Source organism: Candidatus Pantoea rara (genome assembly GCF_051136265.1).
GTDB classification, from domain to species: domain Bacteria; phylum Pseudomonadota; class Gammaproteobacteria; order Enterobacterales; family Enterobacteriaceae; genus Pantoea; species Pantoea rara.
In genome coordinates this window covers 1,681,978-1,699,851 of record NZ_CP194942.1, presented here as the reverse complement: position 1 = coordinate 1,699,851, position 17,874 = coordinate 1,681,978, and the positions used below count along the sequence as shown (strand labels likewise).

General features: G+C 54.9%; 12 protein-coding genes and 1 tRNA gene. 8 read left to right on the top strand and 5 right to left on the bottom strand.

The genetic code is table 11. From position 1 onward, the window contains the following. Positions 1 to 234 precede the first annotated feature (234 nt). From eptA to ACR8BF_RS07940, 7 genes are all read left to right on the top strand, one after another. Positions 235 to 1,863, top strand: coding sequence for a phosphoethanolamine transferase EptA (gene eptA, locus ACR8BF_RS07970; RefSeq protein WP_292992281.1), 1,629 nt, complete (start codon positions 235 to 237; stop codon positions 1,861 to 1,863). Then, positions 1,863 to 2,543, top strand: coding sequence for a two-component system response regulator PmrA (gene pmrA, locus ACR8BF_RS07965; RefSeq protein WP_179895487.1), 681 nt, complete (start codon positions 1,863 to 1,865; stop codon positions 2,541 to 2,543). The genes eptA and pmrA overlap by 1 nt, the downstream gene beginning before the upstream one ends. Continuing rightward, complete coding sequence (gene pmrB / locus ACR8BF_RS07960; RefSeq protein ID WP_292992280.1) at positions 2,540 to 3,598, top strand: two-component system sensor histidine kinase PmrB; 1,059 nt, start codon at positions 2,540 to 2,542, stop codon at positions 3,596 to 3,598. Before pmrA ends, pmrB begins: the two co-directional genes overlap by 4 nt. 311 nt (positions 3,599 to 3,909) lie before the next feature. Beyond that, positions 3,910 to 4,476, top strand: coding sequence for a flavin reductase family protein (locus ACR8BF_RS07955; RefSeq protein ID WP_179895485.1), 567 nt, complete (start codon positions 3,910 to 3,912; stop codon positions 4,474 to 4,476). 59 nt (positions 4,477 to 4,535) lie between these two features. Beyond that, positions 4,536 to 5,069, top strand: a complete 534-nt coding sequence (gene msrA, locus ACR8BF_RS07950; protein ID WP_179895484.1) for a peptide-methionine (S)-S-oxide reductase MsrA — start codon at positions 4,536 to 4,538, stop codon at positions 5,067 to 5,069. A 176-nt stretch (positions 5,070 to 5,245) separates the two neighbouring features. Then, a tRNA-Ser gene (locus tag ACR8BF_RS07945) sits at positions 5,246 to 5,333 on the top strand. Positions 5,334 to 5,585: 252 nt separating this feature from the next. Then, positions 5,586 to 6,647, top strand: a complete 1,062-nt coding sequence (locus ACR8BF_RS07940) for an acyltransferase family protein (protein ID WP_434745838.1) — start codon at positions 5,586 to 5,588, stop codon at positions 6,645 to 6,647. Between the two features lie 70 nt (positions 6,648 to 6,717). On the opposite strand, the gene phoH is transcribed toward ACR8BF_RS07940, so the two are convergent. The 5 genes from phoH to putP all read right to left on the bottom strand — a co-directional run bounded on the left by phoH (position 6,718) and on the right by putP (position 13,028). Then, the gene (phoH, locus tag ACR8BF_RS07935; RefSeq protein ID WP_003852284.1) at positions 6,718 to 7,506 is read right to left on the bottom strand and encodes a phosphate starvation-inducible protein PhoH; all 789 of its coding nucleotides are present in this window, start codon (positions 7,504 to 7,506) and stop codon (positions 6,718 to 6,720) included. A 571-nt stretch (positions 7,507 to 8,077) separates the two neighbouring features. Then, positions 8,078 to 9,355 (bottom strand): iron uptake transporter deferrochelatase/peroxidase subunit, encoded by a 1,278-nt coding sequence (gene efeB / locus ACR8BF_RS07930; RefSeq protein WP_013358242.1) that lies wholly within the window; start codon positions 9,353 to 9,355, stop codon positions 8,078 to 8,080. A gap of 2 nt (positions 9,356 to 9,357) precedes the next feature. After that, complete coding sequence (gene efeO, locus ACR8BF_RS07925; protein WP_292992275.1) at positions 9,358 to 10,473, bottom strand: iron uptake system protein EfeO; 1,116 nt, start codon at positions 10,471 to 10,473, stop codon at positions 9,358 to 9,360. Positions 10,474 to 10,528: 55 nt separating this feature from the next. Next, positions 10,529 to 11,353, bottom strand: a complete 825-nt coding sequence (efeU, locus tag ACR8BF_RS07920) for an iron uptake transporter permease EfeU (RefSeq protein WP_434745837.1) — start codon at positions 11,351 to 11,353, stop codon at positions 10,529 to 10,531. A 190-nt stretch (positions 11,354 to 11,543) separates the two neighbouring features. Further along, positions 11,544 to 13,028, bottom strand: a complete 1,485-nt coding sequence (gene putP / locus ACR8BF_RS07915; RefSeq protein ID WP_292992273.1) for a sodium/proline symporter PutP — start codon at positions 13,026 to 13,028, stop codon at positions 11,544 to 11,546. A 451-nt stretch (positions 13,029 to 13,479) separates the two neighbouring features. Between putP and putA the strand changes: the two genes are divergently transcribed. Next, on the top strand, positions 13,480 to 17,427 hold the full coding sequence (putA, locus tag ACR8BF_RS07910) for a trifunctional transcriptional regulator/proline dehydrogenase/L-glutamate gamma-semialdehyde dehydrogenase (RefSeq protein WP_434745836.1): 3,948 nt from the start codon (positions 13,480 to 13,482) through the stop codon (positions 17,425 to 17,427). The last annotated feature ends 447 nt before the right edge of the window (positions 17,428 to 17,874 follow it).

Genomic DNA, 17,874 nt, shown 5'->3' with positions numbered 1-17,874 from the left:
ATGCCAGAAAGATGCAGTTTTCATGCCAGCCGCTGCGGTTAAGTCAGCATAAACGTCCCGTTCTGATTGACATGGTCTGTCATGAACAGGCCGGACCCGATCCACGGCTGGCTGGAGTCATCGCCGTATTGCTCTCTATAGAGAAGACCTGTCCCGAACCTTAAGCATCTTAAGGTATTCCTAATATTGAAAGCGCAATCTCATGACACTTTTATTACGCTGGTTCCTGTTCCTATGGCATTTACTCTCAAGAGGCCGCTGATTAGCCGCCTTAGCTTGCTGATTCTGGCTGCCGTTTATATCGCGGTTTTCCTTAATATTGTCTATTACCGTCAGGTACTGGCGGTGATGCCGCTCAACAACCTGCATACCACGCTGGTGTTTTTATCAATGCCGCTGGTCGCCTTTAGCGTGATTAACATCGTGATTACGCTGGCCTCTTTTATCTGGCTGGACCGACTGCTGGCCGCACTGTTTATACTGCTCTCGGCGTCGGCTCAGTATTTTATTCAGACTTATAATATCGTGGTCGATCGCTCGATGATCACCAATATGATGGATACCACCGCGTCGGAATCCTTTGCGCTGATTACGCCGAAGCTGCTGCTCACCCTGCTCACCTCGGGCGTTCTGATGGCGCTGCTGGTGTTCTGGCCGCGAATCAAAAAGCAGCAGTGGCGCGGGGTACTGGCGCGACTGCTCAGCGTGCTGCTGTCAGCCGCACTGATCGTGCTGGTCGCCCTGCTCTTCTACAAAGATTACGCCTCACTGTTCCGCAACAATCGCGAACTGGTTAAAGCGCTCAGCCCGTCTAACAGCATTGCGGCGACACTCTCCTGGTATAAGCATGAGCAGTTGCAGAACGCGCCGCTGATTCGTATCGGTGAAGATGCGCACCTGCAGCCCAGCCGCAGCAGTGGCAAGCCGAATCTGACCATTCTGGTGCTGGGTGAAACCTCACGCGCACAAAACTTCTCGCTCGGCGGTTACGGTCGTCTGACCAATCCCTTACTGGCGAAAGATGATGTGATCTATTTCCCGCATACCACCTCGTGCGGCACGGCGACAGCGGTTTCCGTGCCCTGCATGTTCTCTTACATGCCGCGCGCGCATTACGATGATGTACTGGCCGCGCACCAGGAAGGATTGCTGGATGTGATTCAGCGCGCGGGGATCAGCGTGTTGTGGAATGAGAACGACGGCGGCTGTAAAGGTGCCTGCGATCGCGTTCCGCATCAGGATATGACCAGCCTGAACCTGCCCGGCATGTGTATTGAAGGTGAATGTTATGACGACGTGCTGTTTCACGGACTGGATGAATACATCAGCCAGCTAAAAGGCAACGCGGTGATTGTGCTGCACACCATTGGCAGTCATGGCCCGACTTACAGCCATCGCTATCCGCCGCAGTTCCGTCAGTTTGAACCGACCTGTGATACCAATCAGATTCAGGACTGCTCGCAACAGCAGTTGATCAACACCTATGACAACACGCTGGTCAATGTCGATCACATCGTCGATAAAGCGATAAATGTTCTGCGTGCGCATCAGGATCGCTTCACCACCAGCCTGGTTTATCTTTCTGACCACGGTGAATCGCTGGGTGAAAATGGCGCTTACCTGCATGGCCTGCCCTATGCCATCGCGCCGGATACCCAGAAACATGTGCCGCTGCTGATCTGGCTTTCCGATGATTATCAGAAACGTTATGCGGTTAATCGCGGCTGCCTGAATAAACTGGCGGCGACAGACGAATTTTCACAGGATAATCTGTTCTCAACCATGCTGGGATTAACCGGCACCGCGACCCATGAATATGTGCCTGCGGATGATATTTTGACGGCGTGTCGGAGCCAACCTTAATGAAAATATTGATAGTGGAAGATGATGCCCTGCTGCTGCAGGGGCTGATGCTGGCGCTGGAAGGTGAAGGCTATGTCTGCGACGGCGTGACGCGGGTGCGGGATGCTGAAGCGCACTTCGCCAGCGGCCTCTATAGTCTGGTGGTGCTGGACCTTGGTTTGCCGGACGAAGATGGCCTGCATTTTCTGATACGACTGCGTCGCCAGAAGAAGATGACGCCGGTGCTGATCCTGACCGCGCGCGACACCATCAGCGAGCGCATTGCCGGTCTCGACGCTGGTGCGGACGACTATCTGATCAAACCGTTTTCGCTGGATGAGTTGCTGGCGCGTATCCGCGCACTGATTCGCCGTCACGTTAATCAGGGCGACAGTCATGTCAGAGTGGGTGCGCTGGCGCTGGATATGACGCATCGTCAGATCATGCTCAACGATCTCCTTCTGGATCTGACGCCTAAAGAGTTTGCGATTCTGTCACGGCTGATGCTCAAGGCCGGGAATCCGGTACACCGTGAAATTCTCTATCAGGATATTTATAACTGGGAGACCGAGCCTTCTACTAATACTCTGGAAGTGCACATCCATAATCTGCGCGACAAAATTGGTAAAAGCGCCATCCGCACCGTGCGCGGTTTTGGTTATGCACTGGTGACGCAGGATGGCGTTCGCGAGGGAACATGATAAGACGTTTCGATCACCGCAGTATGCGCTTTCGCCTCATCCTGACCATTGGTCTGATCCTGCTGGTATTCCAGGTCATCAGCGTGGTCTGGCTGTGGCATGAGAGTAAAGAGCAGATTCAGTTTCTGGTAGAGGCGCAGCTGCAGAAGCGCAACATGGACAGTCACGTTAAGCGTGAAGTGCATGAAGCGGTGGCCAGTCTGGCGGTGCCGAGTCTGGTGATGATTACCCTGACGCTGCTGCTCTGCTATCAGGCGGTGAAGTGGATCACCCGGCCGCTGTATCAGTTGCAGCGTGAGCTGGAGAGTCGCAGCGAAGAGAATCTCGAACCCGTCGCCTGCTACAGTGAGGTCCATGAGATCGATGCGGTCACTCAGGCAATCAACCAGCTGGTCGCCCGCCTGAACAGCAGTCTGGAACGCGAACGGCTGTTCACCGCCGACGTGGCGCACGAGTTACGTACGCCCCTGGCGGGATTACGCCTGCATCTGGAATTAATCGAACGTAACAGCGATGTCAAAGTTCAGCCGCTGGTGCAGCGTTTGGATCAGATGACGCATAGCGTGTCGCAGCTGCTGAATCTGGCGCGTGCCGGACAGTCTTTTACCTCTGGCACCTATCAGAACGTCGGGCTGATCGAAGATGTGATCCTGCCGATGGAAGCAGAGCTAAGTATCATGCTGGAGGCGCATCAGCAGACACTGGTGCTTGATCTGCCGCAGGAGCAGTTTGTGCGCGGTGACGCCACGCTGCTGAAGATGCTGCTGCGAAACCTGGTCGAAAACGCCCATCGCTATAGCCCGGAGAACAGCACTATTAGTGTACAGCTGCTCTCTGTGCCCCACCTGATGATGGTGGTGGAAGATGAGGGGCCTGGCATTGATGAGAGTAAAAGTGGCGAGCTGAGTAAAGCATTTATCCGCATGGACAGTCGCTACGGCGGTATCGGACTCGGGCTGAGCATCGTCAGCCGCATCGTCCAGCTACACCGGTTTCAGTTTTTCTTAGAGAATCGTCGCGACCGAAGCGGATGCCGCGCCGTCGTTAAATTTTAAGCAGCAAACCAGGCTGACAGGAAAAGAACAACGGTGGCTGCGGCAATCAGCAATGCAGCATATTCACTCATCGGACGCGAAACAGGGGCAGACAGGGTAACAGGAGCAGTTTTCATAGCATCATCCTCAGTTAATACTGGCAGTATCGCGAGGCTATATTAAGGAAACCTTAGGCTCGCGTAACGGCCGCTAAAAATGTTGAATCTGCCCAAACGCCCTCATCCACCTCGCATTTCTGACCACGGGTGTTCCTGCTGCGCCCGCAGTGTGCTCTACACTTAATGGCACCCTTCCGTTAAAGGAGTTACGCCATGAGCCAACGCATGCACAAATATGCTTTTCCGGTCAGCAAAGCCCGCAAGTACCTTGAACCCGGACCCGTGCTGCTGCTCAGTTCCCAGTATCAGGATCAGCACGACATCATGACGCTCGGCTGGCACACGGTTCTGGAGTTCTCGCCGTCCCTGGTCGGCTGCATGATTTCCGGAATGAATCACAGCCACGAGCTGATCCGCAACAGCGGTCAGTGCGTTCTGAATATCCCCGCCGCTTCCCTCATTGATGAGGTTGTCGCCATCGGCAATAGCCACGGCGACCAGCTTGATAAGTTTGAAGCATTTGGTCTGACCCCGGAACCCGCTCAGGTCGTGGGCGCACCGATGATTGCCGAATGTTTTGCCAGCTTTGAATGTCAGCTCTATGACGATTCGATGGTCGCCAACTACAACCTGTTTATTTTTGAGATTGTGAAAGCCCATGTCGCCGAGCAGCCGGAATATCCCGCTACCCTGCACTACACGGGCGAAGGCCGCTTCAGCGTGATGAGCGACAAAATGCTCGATAAGAGCGGCGATTTTAAACCGGAGATGCTGATCTAGTTGAAAGCAGTCTGCCGCGCCCCCATTCACCTCTTTCGACCTGACAGGAGTAAATTATTATGGCAATCGAATACGCAGTTATCGCTGGTGGCTGTTTCTGGTGTACCGAAGCGGTATTTAAGGATGTGATCGGCGTTGAGTCGGTTGAAAGCGGCTATACCGGCGGTGCCCGTCCTAATCCAACGTATGAGCAGGTCTGCAGCGGGGCAACCGGACATGCCGAAGCGATACGCATTGGCTTTGATCCAGAGAAAGTGACCTACGGCGATCTGCTGGATATCAGCTTTGTGACACACGATCCTACCCAGCTTAACCGTCAGGGTAACGATATCGGTACCCAGTATCGCTCGGCGATCTTCCCGGCTAATGCAGAGCAGCAAGCGGAAGCGCACGCGGCTATTGCCCGTGCTCAGGCCGATCATGAGGTGCCGGTAGTGACCACTATCGAGCCGCTGAAAGAGTGGTATCCGGCTGAAGCCTATCATCAGGATTACTGGGAAGGCGCGGGCCAGCGCAACGGCTACTGCATGGCGGTCATCCCACCGAAACTGCAAAAGCTACGCAAAAGTTTCGCGAACAGGGTAAAGAGCTGATTTAGCCTTTGACGGGGCACGCTATGCGGCATAAATCCCCGGTTTTATGCCGCAGTAAATCGATTCGTTCAGAGCTTAAGCGAATAGAACAAAAGAGGAAAATAGTGCTTGACCGTTTTCAGCCGACTCCCTATAGTACCGCCCCGTTGACCCAGCGCGGTCAGTGAAGTAAATCTGGTGAGGTGTCCGAGTGGCTGAAGGAGCACGCCTGGAAAGTGTGTATACGGCAACGTATCGAGGGTTCGAACCCCTCTCTCACCGCCATCTTCAAAGAAGAGCCTGAACGAAAGTTCAGGCTTTTTTTTGCATCAGAAAGAGGGAGTAAAAATCCCCGGCGGGCAAGACCGCGTGCGCAGCCCGTCGTATAACCAAGCCTGCGACGCTGTTCGCAGGGTGAGAGACGCGAATCCATTCTTTTCAAGGCCACATTCTGCCAGACGTATTAATTTCGTACATATGGGTAGGTTGTATTAAAAGACTAACTAATTATAAATTTATTCTGGAGTAACGCCCCTGATGAAGCATTTGCCAGTAAGTCAATTTTTGGATAAAGGTAATAACAATCTCGACTTAATCAGGATTGCATGCGCACTCTTTGTTATTTACTCGCATGCATTTGCCTTGTCTCCTGCTATTGGTAGCAATGATATTCTTTATAATTTTACATTACTGGGGTATGTTGCGTTTGGTGGTGTAGCCGTCAAAGCTTTCTTCCTCATCAGTGGATTACTGGTTACCAATAGCCTGCTTAGTAATGGGAGAATAGCGCATTATGTAGCCTCGCGAGTTTTTAGGGTTTATCCGGCATACCTGGTAGTTATTGTTACTTTTACTTTGATTATTGGCCCATGGTTAAGTAGCGTTTCTGCTGGAGAGTATTTCACATCCAAAGAGACCTTACATTACATTGTCAGGACCTTGAAATTTAATGTCCAGTATACGCTGCCTGGAGTCTTCACCCACAATACACTAACGGCCGTTAATGGCTCTCTCTGGACTATCCCCATAGAGGTGAAGGCTTATTTTTATTTATTGATCATATATTTAGTGAGCCTTGTTTTCGGACCTTACAAAAAAGCATTTATCGCGATGATCTCGCTAGCCATACTCATCGAACCCTTTACTCCGTTTAAAGGAATGCTGATTTCGAAATCAGATGACCCAAGCATCTATCTGTTGTACCCGTTTTTCTCAATCGGGTGCCTTCTGGCTATATTCAAAGAGAAAATCACAACCACATCGTTCTTAGTACTGGCAGTGGTTGCTTTACTGATTTTCTTCCTGGCAAATAATGATTTAACAAAAACCGCCTTGTTTTATATATTCACATCCTTTTTATTACTTTATATTTCCTCCTTATCATTTATTAACAAAATCAAAATCAAGCATGATATATCTTATGGAATATATTTATGGGCGTTTCCAATGCAACAAATTATTGCATCGTTCATTCCAGGCTCACCCTATATCAATATGCTGCTATCAGCTATGCTCTCAGGCCTGCTTGCCTATGCCAGCTTCAGGCTAATAGAACGTCCATCTATGCAATTTGCCAAAAAACTGACTAACAGAGAATGATCGTTAAAGCTGACAAAAGAAAACCCGGCCGGAGCCGGGTTTGGGCGCTACACTTCTACTCAATCAAACGCTAGCTATACGCGTGCAGGGTGCGCTGACACAGCGCAGAACGCACACAATCCTCTTTGCCAAAGCGCACAATGCCTACCATCTCGTCCTCTTCAAAACGCGCCAGCGCGTCCGCGAGACCGGAAGGCACCCCAGCGGGCAAGTCGCACTGGGTAATATCGCCGTTAACAATGACTGTGACGTTTTCGCCCAGTCGGGTCAGGAACATTTTCATCTGCGCAGCGGTCACGTTCTGCGCCTCATCCAGAATTACCACTGCATTTTCAAAGGTGCGGCCACGCATATAGGCGAAGGGCGCAATCTCTACTTTGGCAATTTCCGGACGCAGACAATATTGCATAAATGATGCGCCAAGACGTTTAACCAGAATGTCATAAACCGGGCGGAAATAAGGGGCGAATTTCTCAGAAATATCACCGGGCAGGAAGCCCAAATCCTCATCTGCCTGCAGTACCGGGCGCGTAACGATAATCCTGTCGATATCCTTATTAATCAGGGCCTCAGCCGCTTTCGCGGCACTGATCCAGGTTTTACCGCATCCGGCTTCACCGGTTGCGAAGATTAGCTGTTTCGTTCCTATGGCATTGAGATAGTGCGCCTGAGCTTCATTACGGGCTTCAATCGGCAGCCGGTCGCGCGTATCGCGCGCCATGCCAATGGCATCCAGTCCACTCATATGCACCAGCGAAGTGACCGACTCTTCTTCGCGCTGACGATGACTGCGTGAGTCACTGCGAAGCACTCTTCTGGCTTCACGACGCGCTTTGATCACTGCTTTCTGTCTTCCCATAGTGGCACCTTTCAGTTGGTTTCATTTCCTGCGCGAGGCCGGTGGCCTGTTGCGATTACGTGAACGCTTTAGAGGTTTCAGTTGGCTTCCTTTAGAGCCATGACAGGACAGGATAGTGGGTATACAACAACGCACTGGCGTGGCTGAACACCGGATAAAACAGGATGCGACAGGACAAAAGAATGGGTTGAAAGAAGGGAGAAATAACGAGGCAGAATTGCCCTCGCGGTCAGGCGCAATTTATTCAGTGACAGTGACTTTCCATTAAAGACTCGACCCATGCGCGAACTCCAGTGTGATACATCAACACATCCGATTACGCCTGTTGAATAAATTGCACCATTTTACTGGAGCTTTGCAACAGTAATTTTACCTGCTGGTAAAGGAATTGCTTAGTCCGCGCATCTCTTTCTTTTATGCCAGAATGTAAAGTTCATACTTTTCAGAGAATTAGCTTATTTAATCTGGACCAGAAATCCGTGAAATCTCAGTTTAAACTCAGCAGGCTTAGCGCTGAAACTGAATAAGTGGACGGCCGGAAACAGGTTCGCCCACAATGGTTAAAATTTAATCAGGCTTCCAGCAGTGACTGCGCTAAATAATGGCTGGCGTCAGGAATACCAGGTAAAGCGAAAAAGTACCCGCCACCAAATGGCCGGATATATTCTTCCAGCGCTTCACCGTTCAGACGCTGCTGCACCGTGAGGAAACCGCGTTCCAGATCGTGCTGATAGCAGACAAACAGTAATCCCATCTCCAGCTGGCCGGATGCAGAGATACCCGCGGAGTAACTGTAGCCGCGTCGCAGCATCAGGCTGCTGGCAGTCTCCGGCGTGCGGGGATTCGCAAGACGGATATGCGCATCCAGTGCTATCACATCGCCGTCCGGGTCGCGTGCGTAGTCCGGAACGTCACGCTCATGCTTCATCCCCAGTGGCGCGCCGCTCAGCTTCTCACGTCCAAAGATAGTCTGCTGCTCACCCAGCGGGGTGCGGTCCCACATCTCCACATGAAAGCGGATGAGACGCACAGCCTGATAGCTACCATTTCGCGCCCAGTCCGGTTCGCCCTGGTCGGCGGTCACCCACAGCAGCTGATTCATCAGCGCAGGATTGTGCGTATCCGGATTAGCGGTGCCATCTTTGAAGCCCAGCAGATTGATTGGTGTCTCCTGCCCCTGACTGCGTGCCGCGTGGTCGGAGATAAAACCTTCGCGCCGCCAGCGTACGCCCAGCAGGTCAGGCGTATGCTTGATGATGTCGCGCAACGCATGAATCACCGTATCCTGCGTGTTGGCACAGATCTGCAACAGCAGATCGCCATGACACTGACTGGCATCGAGCGAATCATTAGGGAAGCGCGTCATCGGCTGCAATTTTTTCGGCTTGTGCGGCGCTAAACCAAAGCGTTCATCAAACAGCGAATGGCCGACCGACACGGTAATTGTCAGGTTATCAGGCGCGATAGTCGCCCCAAGAATGCCGGAATCCATCGGCGGCAGTTGCGGATTAGTCACCGCGGGTGCCGGACCGCCCGTGGTGAGGAAGGCGATACGCTGCGTCAGTAGCTGAAACAGACGCTTCAGCTCCGCTTTATCACTGCTGAGCAGGTCAAACGCTACCAGCATCATCGATGCCTGCTGGGGCGTCGTGATGCCCGCCTGATGCGGACCGTAGAACGGCTGTGTCTGCTGACGTGCCTGCGGCGTTACCGTACCCGGCGAAAAGCTGTCCGCCGCAGCGGCATGGAACGGGCAACCGCCGCCGATTGCTGCCGCGCCGCCCAGCAGACCCAGGCCTTTCAGTAAACGACGGCGCGCAGGCTGCGCGTCATCTTCCTTACGACTCATGATTAATCCAGACCCAGGGTGCCACGAAGTAATGAAAGATCTTCCGCCAGCGCGGTGATCGGTCCTTTCAGCGCGTTACGGTCGGCGCTGGTCAGTTTCTCGTAAGATTCGAAACCGGTTTGGGTGCGGTACTTGCTCAGGATTGCATCGACTTTTTTGAAGTTGGCATCAACCTTGGCCAGCAACTGCGGATTCGCTTTGCTCACCATCGGGCGCAGCAGCTCAACAATTTTCTGCGCGCCATCAATGTTCGCCTGGAAGTCCCACAGGTCGGTACGGCTGTAGCGATCTTCTTCACCGGAGATTTTGCTGGAGGCCACTTCTTCAATCAGACCAGCCGCGCCGCCAACCACTTTAGCTGGCGGGAAGGCCAGTTCGCTGATGCGCACCTGCAAATCTTTCACGTCTTTATTCAGCTTATCCGCGTAGTCCGCCATGCCTTTGGTGCTGTTATCAGCAAACAGCGCTTTTTCAAGGCGGTGGAAACCGGTGAACTTAGGATCGGCCGCTTTCTTTTCGTAGTCATCTTCACGGGCATCAATGCTGCCGTCGAGGTCGGAGAACAGCTCAGCAATCGGCTCAATACGCTCGTAATACTGACGCGTTGGGGCAAACAGCGCTTTGGCTTTTTCCACATCACCCGCTTTAACGGCATCCGTGAACGCCTGAGTGTTGCTGACCAGCTGGTTCACCTGATCCGTCACATAAGCTTTATATTCGGTGATTGGACCTTCCAGCTGCATCCGTACCGACGTGCTGCTTTTCGCTGCGCCCTCGCCCGCCTGCACAATCAGCTTGCCTTTTGGGTTGCTCAGCAGGCCACAGGTCATCTCATATTCGCCGGCTTCCAGGTTGGCGGTCAGCTTCTGACTGAAGCCTGGCGCGATGTTTTCACGCTCTTCAACCACCAGCACCCCTTTCAGGATTTCCCACTCCAGCGCCTTCTGGCTGTTGTTTTTAATCAGAAACTGGGTCTTGCCGGCCTTGACCGTTAAACTCATCGGCTCACACTGCTTGTCGTTGACGCTAACGGTAACCTGAGGAACCGCCGCAGCCGCGGAAGCAGAGATTGCCAGCAGAGGAAGCAGCAGTGCCTTGCGGCGGAAACGCATTGTCATCTCGATATTCCCTGTTAAGTTGCAGACGCGCCGAACGCGCCCAAAAAATGTCTGATTAAACCGTGGCCGATGCAGCCGGACGCGCAGGCATAAAGAACAGAATCAGCGCCGGGATCAGATAGGCGAAGTAAACCGTCACTTCACTGACGCTTGGGGTCTCCTGATAGCCCAGAATGCCTTCCAGCAGTGTGCCAAACAGCGAATGGGTCGATAAGGTATTGCTGAGATTAAAGGCCATATCCTGAAAGCGATTCCATAAGCCCGCTTCGTGGAAGGCGCGAATCGCCCCTGCGGCCAGGCCCGCCGCGACAAACAGAATGAACACGCTGGTCCAGCGGAAGAAATGAGCCATGTTAAGGCGGATACCGCCCCAGTAGAGCAGCATGCCCAGCACAACCGCCGTTGCCAGACCCAGCACCGCACCAATCGGCGGCGCATAACCGACATCCTGAGTAAAGGCCGCCAGCAGGAAAAAGACCGACTCCAGCCCTTCACGTGCCACAGCCAGAAACACCATCAGCACCAGGGCCAGGCCGCCACGACCGGAGCGTTGCAGCGCCTGATCGACCGCCTGCTCAAGTTCAACCCTAATATTGCGGGCCACTTTGCGCATCCAGAACACCATTGAGGTGAGGATCACCACCGCAATCAGTGCCACAATGCCTTCAAACAGCTCCTGCTCTTTTTGCGGGAACTCACCGGTAGTGGCATTGATGAACAGACCCAGACCCAGACAGAGCGCAGCGGCGATAAACACGCCCGCCCACATCGCCGGAAACCATTGGGTGCGCTGGGTGCGTTTGAGATAGCTGGCTATCAGGCTGACTATCAGCGCGGCTTCGAGCCCTTCGCGCAGCATGATGAGAAAAGGAACAAACATCGCCAACCTCTTGAATGTTAAGCAGCGTCAATAAACAGTAAAAACAGGTAAAGTGTAAACGATACCGATTATCATTATCGCTGCGAAAAAAACAAGTTACTGACGGAGATAATTTCATCTCTGGGTGATTTATCTTTGTAACAAAAAGGCCCGCCCCTTGCGGGACGGGCCTTCAGACCTGACGCTTCGCTTATTTAGTCTGGAACTCGGCCTCAGCGGCGGCAAAGCGCTGCTGTGCTTCTGCTGACGGTTCACGTCCCATCAGGCTGAAGACAACAATCGCGATGCTGGCAAAGATGAAGCCAGGGATGATTTCATACAGGCCCAGCCAGCCATACTGTTTCCACACCAGCACGGTCAGCGCACCAATAATCATGCCCGCCAGCGCACCGTTGCGGTTCATGCGCTTCCAGCAGACACCGAACAGGACGACCGGACCAAATGCAGCACCAAAGCCCGCCCAGGCGTAGCTTACCAGGCCCAGCACACGGTTTTCCGGATTAGATGCCAGCGCGATCGCAACCAGCGCCACCAGCAGCACCATCAGACGCCCTACCCACACCAGTTCTTTCTGGCTGGCATTTTTACGCAGAAGGCCTTTGTAGAGATCTTCGGTCAGCGCACTGGAGCAGACCAGCAGCTGACAGCTCAGCGTTGACATCACCGCCGCCAGAATGGCTGACAGTAGAATGCCGGCAATCCACGGGTTGAACAGAATACGCGCCAGCTCAATAAAGACGCGCTCAGCGTTATCATTGACACCGGTGGCCAGCGTCGGGTTGTTCTGGAAGTAGGCGATACCAAAGAAGCCCACGCCCACAGCACCCGCCAGACAGAGCACCATCCACGTCATCCCGATGCGACGTGCGGAACGGATTGAGCGATGCGAATCTGCCGCCATAAAGCGCGCCAGAATATGCGGCTGCCCGAAGTAACCCAGCCCCCAGCCCAGCAGCGAGATCACCGCGACGAAGTTCAGACCCTTGAGCATGTTGAGGTTCTCCAGGCTCTTCGCTTCAATCACCGCAAGAGAATCAGACCAGCCACCCACCGCGATAATCACAAACACCGGCGTCAGGATCAGCGCAAAAATCATCAGGCTCGCCTGAACGGTATCGGTCCAGCTCACCGCCAGGAAACCGCCCACCAGCGTATAGAGGATGGTCGCCGCTGCACCCGCCCACAGGGCCGTTTCGTAACTCATACCAAAGGTGCTTTCAAACAGTCGCGCACCGGCCACCACGCCCGAGGCGCAATAGATGGTGAAGAACACCAGGATCACGATAGCGGAGATCACGCGCAGGATTTTACTGTGGTCCTCAAAGCGGCTGGTAAAGAAGTCCGGCAGCGTCAGGGCGTTGTTGTGGTGTTCGGTCTGAACGCGCAGGCGACCGGCTACGATTTTCCAGTTCAGCCAGGCACCAATGGTCAGGCCAATCGCAATCCAGCTTTCCGAGATACCGGAGATGAAGATGGCACCCGGTAAACCCATCAGCAACCAGCCGCTCATATCGGATGCACCGGCAGAGAGTGCCGTGACCACGCTACCCAGACTGCGGCCACCGAGGATGTAATCATCGAAGTTTTTGGTCGAGCGCCAGGCCACAAAACCGATCACTATCATCCCGAGAATATAAACCAAAAAGGTCACCAGCATTGGTGTACTTATACTCATCTGTCTCTCCACTTATTATTTGATATCCCAGAGAAATCGCCATCTGTCCACCTGCCGGAACGGGGCAAAGCGGGCTGATTTTCTTCGTCAGGGCGTCAGTTATTTCCCAGTGGCGCGGTATCCTGCCGGAAAGGCGTTGTGCGCACAATGGATTTAACACAGGCGTTACAGTGATTTCACTAACCGTTTGTGAAAATGTGCTAATAGGTTGCACTCGCTCACAGTTATCCGGTTGCACCACCGCATTAACCGTCTGAAACCCGCTTTTCATCGGGCCTGCCAACCTGGCGAGGATCTTGCAGCAATATCCGTGCCGCATTGCCAAATTTAACAATCGGCGACATTAAAAGGGTGTTAACTGGCTCACATTTAACACGGTTGCACAAAGTTGCAACTTAAGTGATAGTGCAGCCAACGCCGTATCGAACCACTATCAAGGAGCTCTGGAGTCATGGCTACAACCACCATGGGTGTAAAACTGGATGACGCGACACGTGAGCGCATCAAACTGGCTGCGCAGCGTATTGATCGCACGCCACACTGGCTGATTAAACAGGCGATTTTTAACTACCTGGGCCAGCTTGAAAGCGGCGATGCCGTGCCGGAGGTTTCTCTTTCTGCCCACGTGGTAGCGGAAGCTGACGATATCCAGCCAGAGGAGACGCACCAGCCGTTCCTTGATTTTGCAGAACAGATTTTACCTCAGTCAGTGACCCGTTCCGCAGTGACTGCTGCCTGGCGTCGTCCGGAGACCGATGCGGTGCCGATGATGCTGGAGCAGGCACGCTTACCGGCGGCGCTGGCAGAGAAAACCCATCAGCTGGCTTATCAGCTTGCCGACAAGCTGCGGCACCAGAAAGGGGCAACCGGACGCGCTGGCATGGTGCAAAGCCTGCTGCAGGAGTTCTCTCTTTCCTCTCATGAAGGTGTGGCGCTGATGTGCCTGGCTGAAGCGCTGCTGCGTATTCCCGACAAGCCAACGCGCGATGCGCTGATCCGCGACAAGATCAGCAACGGTAACTGGCAGTCACATCTGGGACGCAGCCCCTCCCTGTTTGTCAACGCGGCAACCTGGGGCCTGCTGTTTACGGGTCGTCTGGTCTCAACCCACAACGAAGCCAACCTCTCCAGCTCGCTTAACCGCATTATTGGTAAGGGCGGCGAGCCACTGATCCGCAAAGGCGTGGATATGGCGATGCGCCTGATGGGTGAGCAGTTCGTTACCGGTGAAACCATTGCCGAAGCGCTGGCAAACGCCCGCAAGCTGGAAGAGAAAGGCTTCCGCTACTCCTATGACATGCTGGGCGAAGCGGCCCTGACGGCGGGCGATGCTAAAGCCTATCTGCTCTCTTATCAGCAGGCGATCCATGCTATCGGTAAAGCGTCGAACGGTCGTGGCATCTATGAAGGTCCGGGCATCTCCATCAAGCTCTCCGCGCTGCATCCCCGCTATAGCCGTGCGCAGTATGAGCGGGTGATGGAAGAGCTCTACCCGATTCTGAAATCGCTGACGCTGCTGGCACGCTCCTATGATATCGGTATCAACATCGACGCAGAGGAAGCGGATCGGCTGGAGCTGTCGCTCGATATGCTGGAGAAACTCTGTTTCGAGCCAGAGCTGGAAGGCTGGAACGGCATCGGCTTCGTGATTCAGGCCTACATGAAGCGCTGTCCGTTTGTGATTGATGAGCTGATCGATCTGGCTCAACGCAGCCGTCGTCGCCTGATGATCCGTCTGGTCAAAGGTGCCTACTGGGACAGCGAAATCAAGCGCGCCCAGATGGAAGGACTGGAGGGCTATCCGGTTTACACCCGTAAGATTTACACCGATATCTCTTACCTGGCCTGCGCCCGTAAGCTGCTCTCCGTACCAAACCTTATCTATCCGCAGTTTGCCACCCACAACGCCCACACGCTGGCGGCGATTTATCAGCTGGCGGGCAATAACTACTATCCGGGGCAGTATGAGTTCCAGTGCCTGCACGGCATGGGTGAACCGCTGTATGAGCAGGTGGTCGGCAAAGTGGCGGACGGCAAGCTTAATCGTCCGTGCCGCATCTATGCGCCGGTCGGTACCCATGAAACCCTGCTGGCCTATCTGGTGCGTCGTCTGTTAGAAAACGGGGCTAACACCTCCTTCGTTAACCGCATTGCCGATACCTCGCTGCCGATTGATGAGCTGGTAGCCGATCCGGTGACTGCCGTCGAGAAACTGGGTGCCAGCGAAGGCGCTATTGGCCTGCCACATCCTAAGATCCCCCTGCCGCGCGAGTTGTATGGCGAGAACCGCGTTAACTCTGCGGGTCTGGATATGGCCAATGAACATCGCCTCGCGTCGCTTTCCAGCGCCCTGCTGAGCAGCGCCGCACAGCCCTGCCTGGCTGAGCCGATGATTGACGGAAAAGCGGGTGCCGGTGAGTTACGCGATATTCTCAACCCGGCGGCTCCTGGTGATCATGTGGGTCAGGTGCGCGAAGCCACTGAGCAGGAAGTCTCTGTGGCGCTGGATGCCGCGGTGAACAGCGGGCCGATCTGGTTTGCCACACCACCGCAGGAGCGTGCGGCAATTCTGGAACGCGCCGCGCAGATTATGGAAGGCCAGATGCAACAGCTGATTGGCATTCTGGTGCGTGAAGCAGGCAAGACCTATAACAACGCTATCGCGGAAGTGCGTGAAGCGGTTGATTTCCTCTATTACTACGCCGGAATGGTGCGCGACGACTTCGACAACGAAACCCATCGTCCGCTGGGTCCGGTGGTCTGCATCAGCCCGTGGAACTTCCCGCTGGCGATCTTCACCGGTCAGATTGCGGCGGCACTGGCCGCAGGCAACAGCGTGCTGGCTAAACCGGCTGAGCAGACACCGCTGATTGCCGCGCAGGCGGTTCAGATCCTGCTGGATGCGGGTGTACCGCCAGGCGTGCTGCAACTGCTGCCGGGCCAGGGTGAAACCGTGGGCGCGCAGCTGACCGGGGATAATCGGGTGCGTGGCGTGATGTTTACCGGCTCGACTGCGGTCGCGACCCTGCTGCAGCGTAATCTGGCCGGTCGCCTTGACCAGCACGGTCGTCCGGTGCCGCTGATTGCGGAAACCGGTGGGATGAACGCGATGATCGTCGACTCTTCTGCGCTGACTGAGCAGGTGGTGATCGATATCGTCGCTTCGGCCTTCGACAGCGCCGGACAGCGCTGCTCTGCCCTGCGCCTGCTCTGCATTCAGGAAGATGTTGCCGACCATACGCTGAAGATGCTGCGTGGCGCGATGGCGGAGTGCCGCATGGGCAATCCGGAGCGCTTCTCAACTGATATCGGCCCGGTGATTGATGCCGAGGCGAAAGCCAATATCGATCGCCATATTCAGGCCATGCGTAACAAGGGCTTCACGGTTTATCAGGCGGTGCAGGATAACCCGCAGGACAGCAAAGAGTGGAACAGTGGCACCTTCGTTAAACCGACACTGATTGAACTGAATCAGGTCAGCGATCTGGATAAAGAGATTTTTGGCCCGGTGCTGCATGTGGTGCGCTTCACCCGCACCAACCTGCCGCAGCTGGTTGAGCAGATCAACGCCTCCGGCTACGGCCTTACGCTGGGCGTGCATACCCGCATCGACGAAACCATCGCGCAGGTAACGGCGAATGCACGGGTCGGCAACCTCTACGTTAACCGCAATATGGTGGGCGCAGTGGTTGGCGTCCAGCCGTTTGGTGGTGAAGGCTTATCCGGTACGGGTCCGAAAGCCGGCGGTCCGCTCTATCTCTACCGCCTGCTGGCTCATCGTCCGGATAGCGCGCTGCGTCTGACCTTTGATCGTCAGGATGCGGAACGTCCGGCGGACAGCACGCTGCGTCAGGCACTGCTGGCACCGCATCAGGCGCTCAGTAACTGGGCCAAAGATAAGCCGGCGCTGGCAGAACTCTGCCAGCATTATGGCGAGCTGGCCCAGGCGGGCGTTGTCCGCCTGCTGCCAGGCCCGACGGGCGAGCGCAACACCTTCTCGCTGTTGCCGCGTGATCAGGTGCTCTGTCTGGCTGACAACGAGCAGGATGCATTAATCCAGCTGGCTGCGGTCACCAGCGTCGGCAGTAAAGCGTTGTGGCAGGATGATGAGCTGCATCGCGCCCTGCGAACTTCGCTGCCTGACGCCGTGAAAGCACGCATTACACTGGCGCGTGACCCGTTAACGGCGGAGTTTGATGCGGTGATTTATCACGGCGATGCGGACCAGCTGCGCACCCTGTGTGAGCAGATTGCGGCCCGTGACGGCGCGATTGTGTCGGTACAGGGCTTCGCCCGCGGCGAGACCAATCTGCTGCTGGAGCGTCTGCTGATTGAACGTTCACTGAGTGTGAATACCGCGGCAGCGGGCGGCAATGCGAGTCTGATGACCATAGGGTAAGGGGCGTTCGCCGGGGTTGTTCGCTGCGCGAACGGGCGCTGAGAAGGTTTCGTTCGCCTGGCGGGCATGTCCCTGTTGTTCGCTGCGCGAACGGGGCTATGAGAAAGTTTCGTTCGCCTGGTGAGCCGGGCAGTTTCAGTAACCCCTCTGCAGGCGACCAACAAGGGGGCGCCAGTCGCCGCGCCCCCTTGACCCCGCGCTCCGGCCTGCTTCACCGCCGCTTCGCGGTCCCTTCGTGTCTTCCGGATTTCTTAAGGATCGCCGGGACGCGCCATCCCTGGCGCGAACCCGCCTCTTCGCGGCATCCCTGCCGCTCGTCCTGAAATCCCTCATCCGCTCAGCGGTTCTGACGGCCTCCCTGAACCCCACGTGGTTATCTCTTAATTTTTATGTTGGGTGATTTATCGCTGTGAGTATCAGGGATTAACTTCCTGAACCCGCAGGCAG

Excerpts from the sequence above, each read along its gene's own strand:
- ACR8BF_RS07940 (WP_434745838.1), top strand. The coding sequence starts at position 5,586 with ATGAAGCATTTGCCAGTAAGTCAATTTTTGGATAAAGGTAATAACAAT.
- phoH (WP_003852284.1), bottom strand. The coding sequence starts at position 7,506 with ATGGGAAGACAGAAAGCAGTGATCAAAGCGCGTCGTGAAGCCAGAAGA.
- ACR8BF_RS07955 (WP_179895485.1), top strand. The coding sequence starts at position 3,910 with ATGAGCCAACGCATGCACAAATATGCTTTTCCGGTCAGCAAAGCCCGC.
- pmrA (WP_179895487.1), top strand. The coding sequence starts at position 1,863 with ATGAAAATATTGATAGTGGAAGATGATGCCCTGCTGCTGCAGGGGCTG.
- efeO (WP_292992275.1), bottom strand. The coding sequence starts at position 10,473 with ATGACAATGCGTTTCCGCCGCAAGGCACTGCTGCTTCCTCTGCTGGCA.
- putA (WP_434745836.1), top strand. The coding sequence starts at position 13,480 with ATGGCTACAACCACCATGGGTGTAAAACTGGATGACGCGACACGTGAG.
- eptA (WP_292992281.1), top strand. The coding sequence starts at position 235 with ATGGCATTTACTCTCAAGAGGCCGCTGATTAGCCGCCTTAGCTTGCTG.
- putP (WP_292992273.1), bottom strand. The coding sequence starts at position 13,028 with ATGAGTATAAGTACACCAATGCTGGTGACCTTTTTGGTTTATATTCTC.
- efeB (WP_013358242.1), bottom strand. The coding sequence starts at position 9,355 with ATGAGTCGTAAGGAAGATGACGCGCAGCCTGCGCGCCGTCGTTTACTG.
- msrA (WP_179895484.1), top strand. The coding sequence starts at position 4,536 with ATGGCAATCGAATACGCAGTTATCGCTGGTGGCTGTTTCTGGTGTACC.
- pmrB (WP_292992280.1), top strand. The coding sequence starts at position 2,540 with ATGATAAGACGTTTCGATCACCGCAGTATGCGCTTTCGCCTCATCCTG.
- efeU (WP_434745837.1), bottom strand. The coding sequence starts at position 11,353 with ATGTTTGTTCCTTTTCTCATCATGCTGCGCGAAGGGCTCGAAGCCGCG.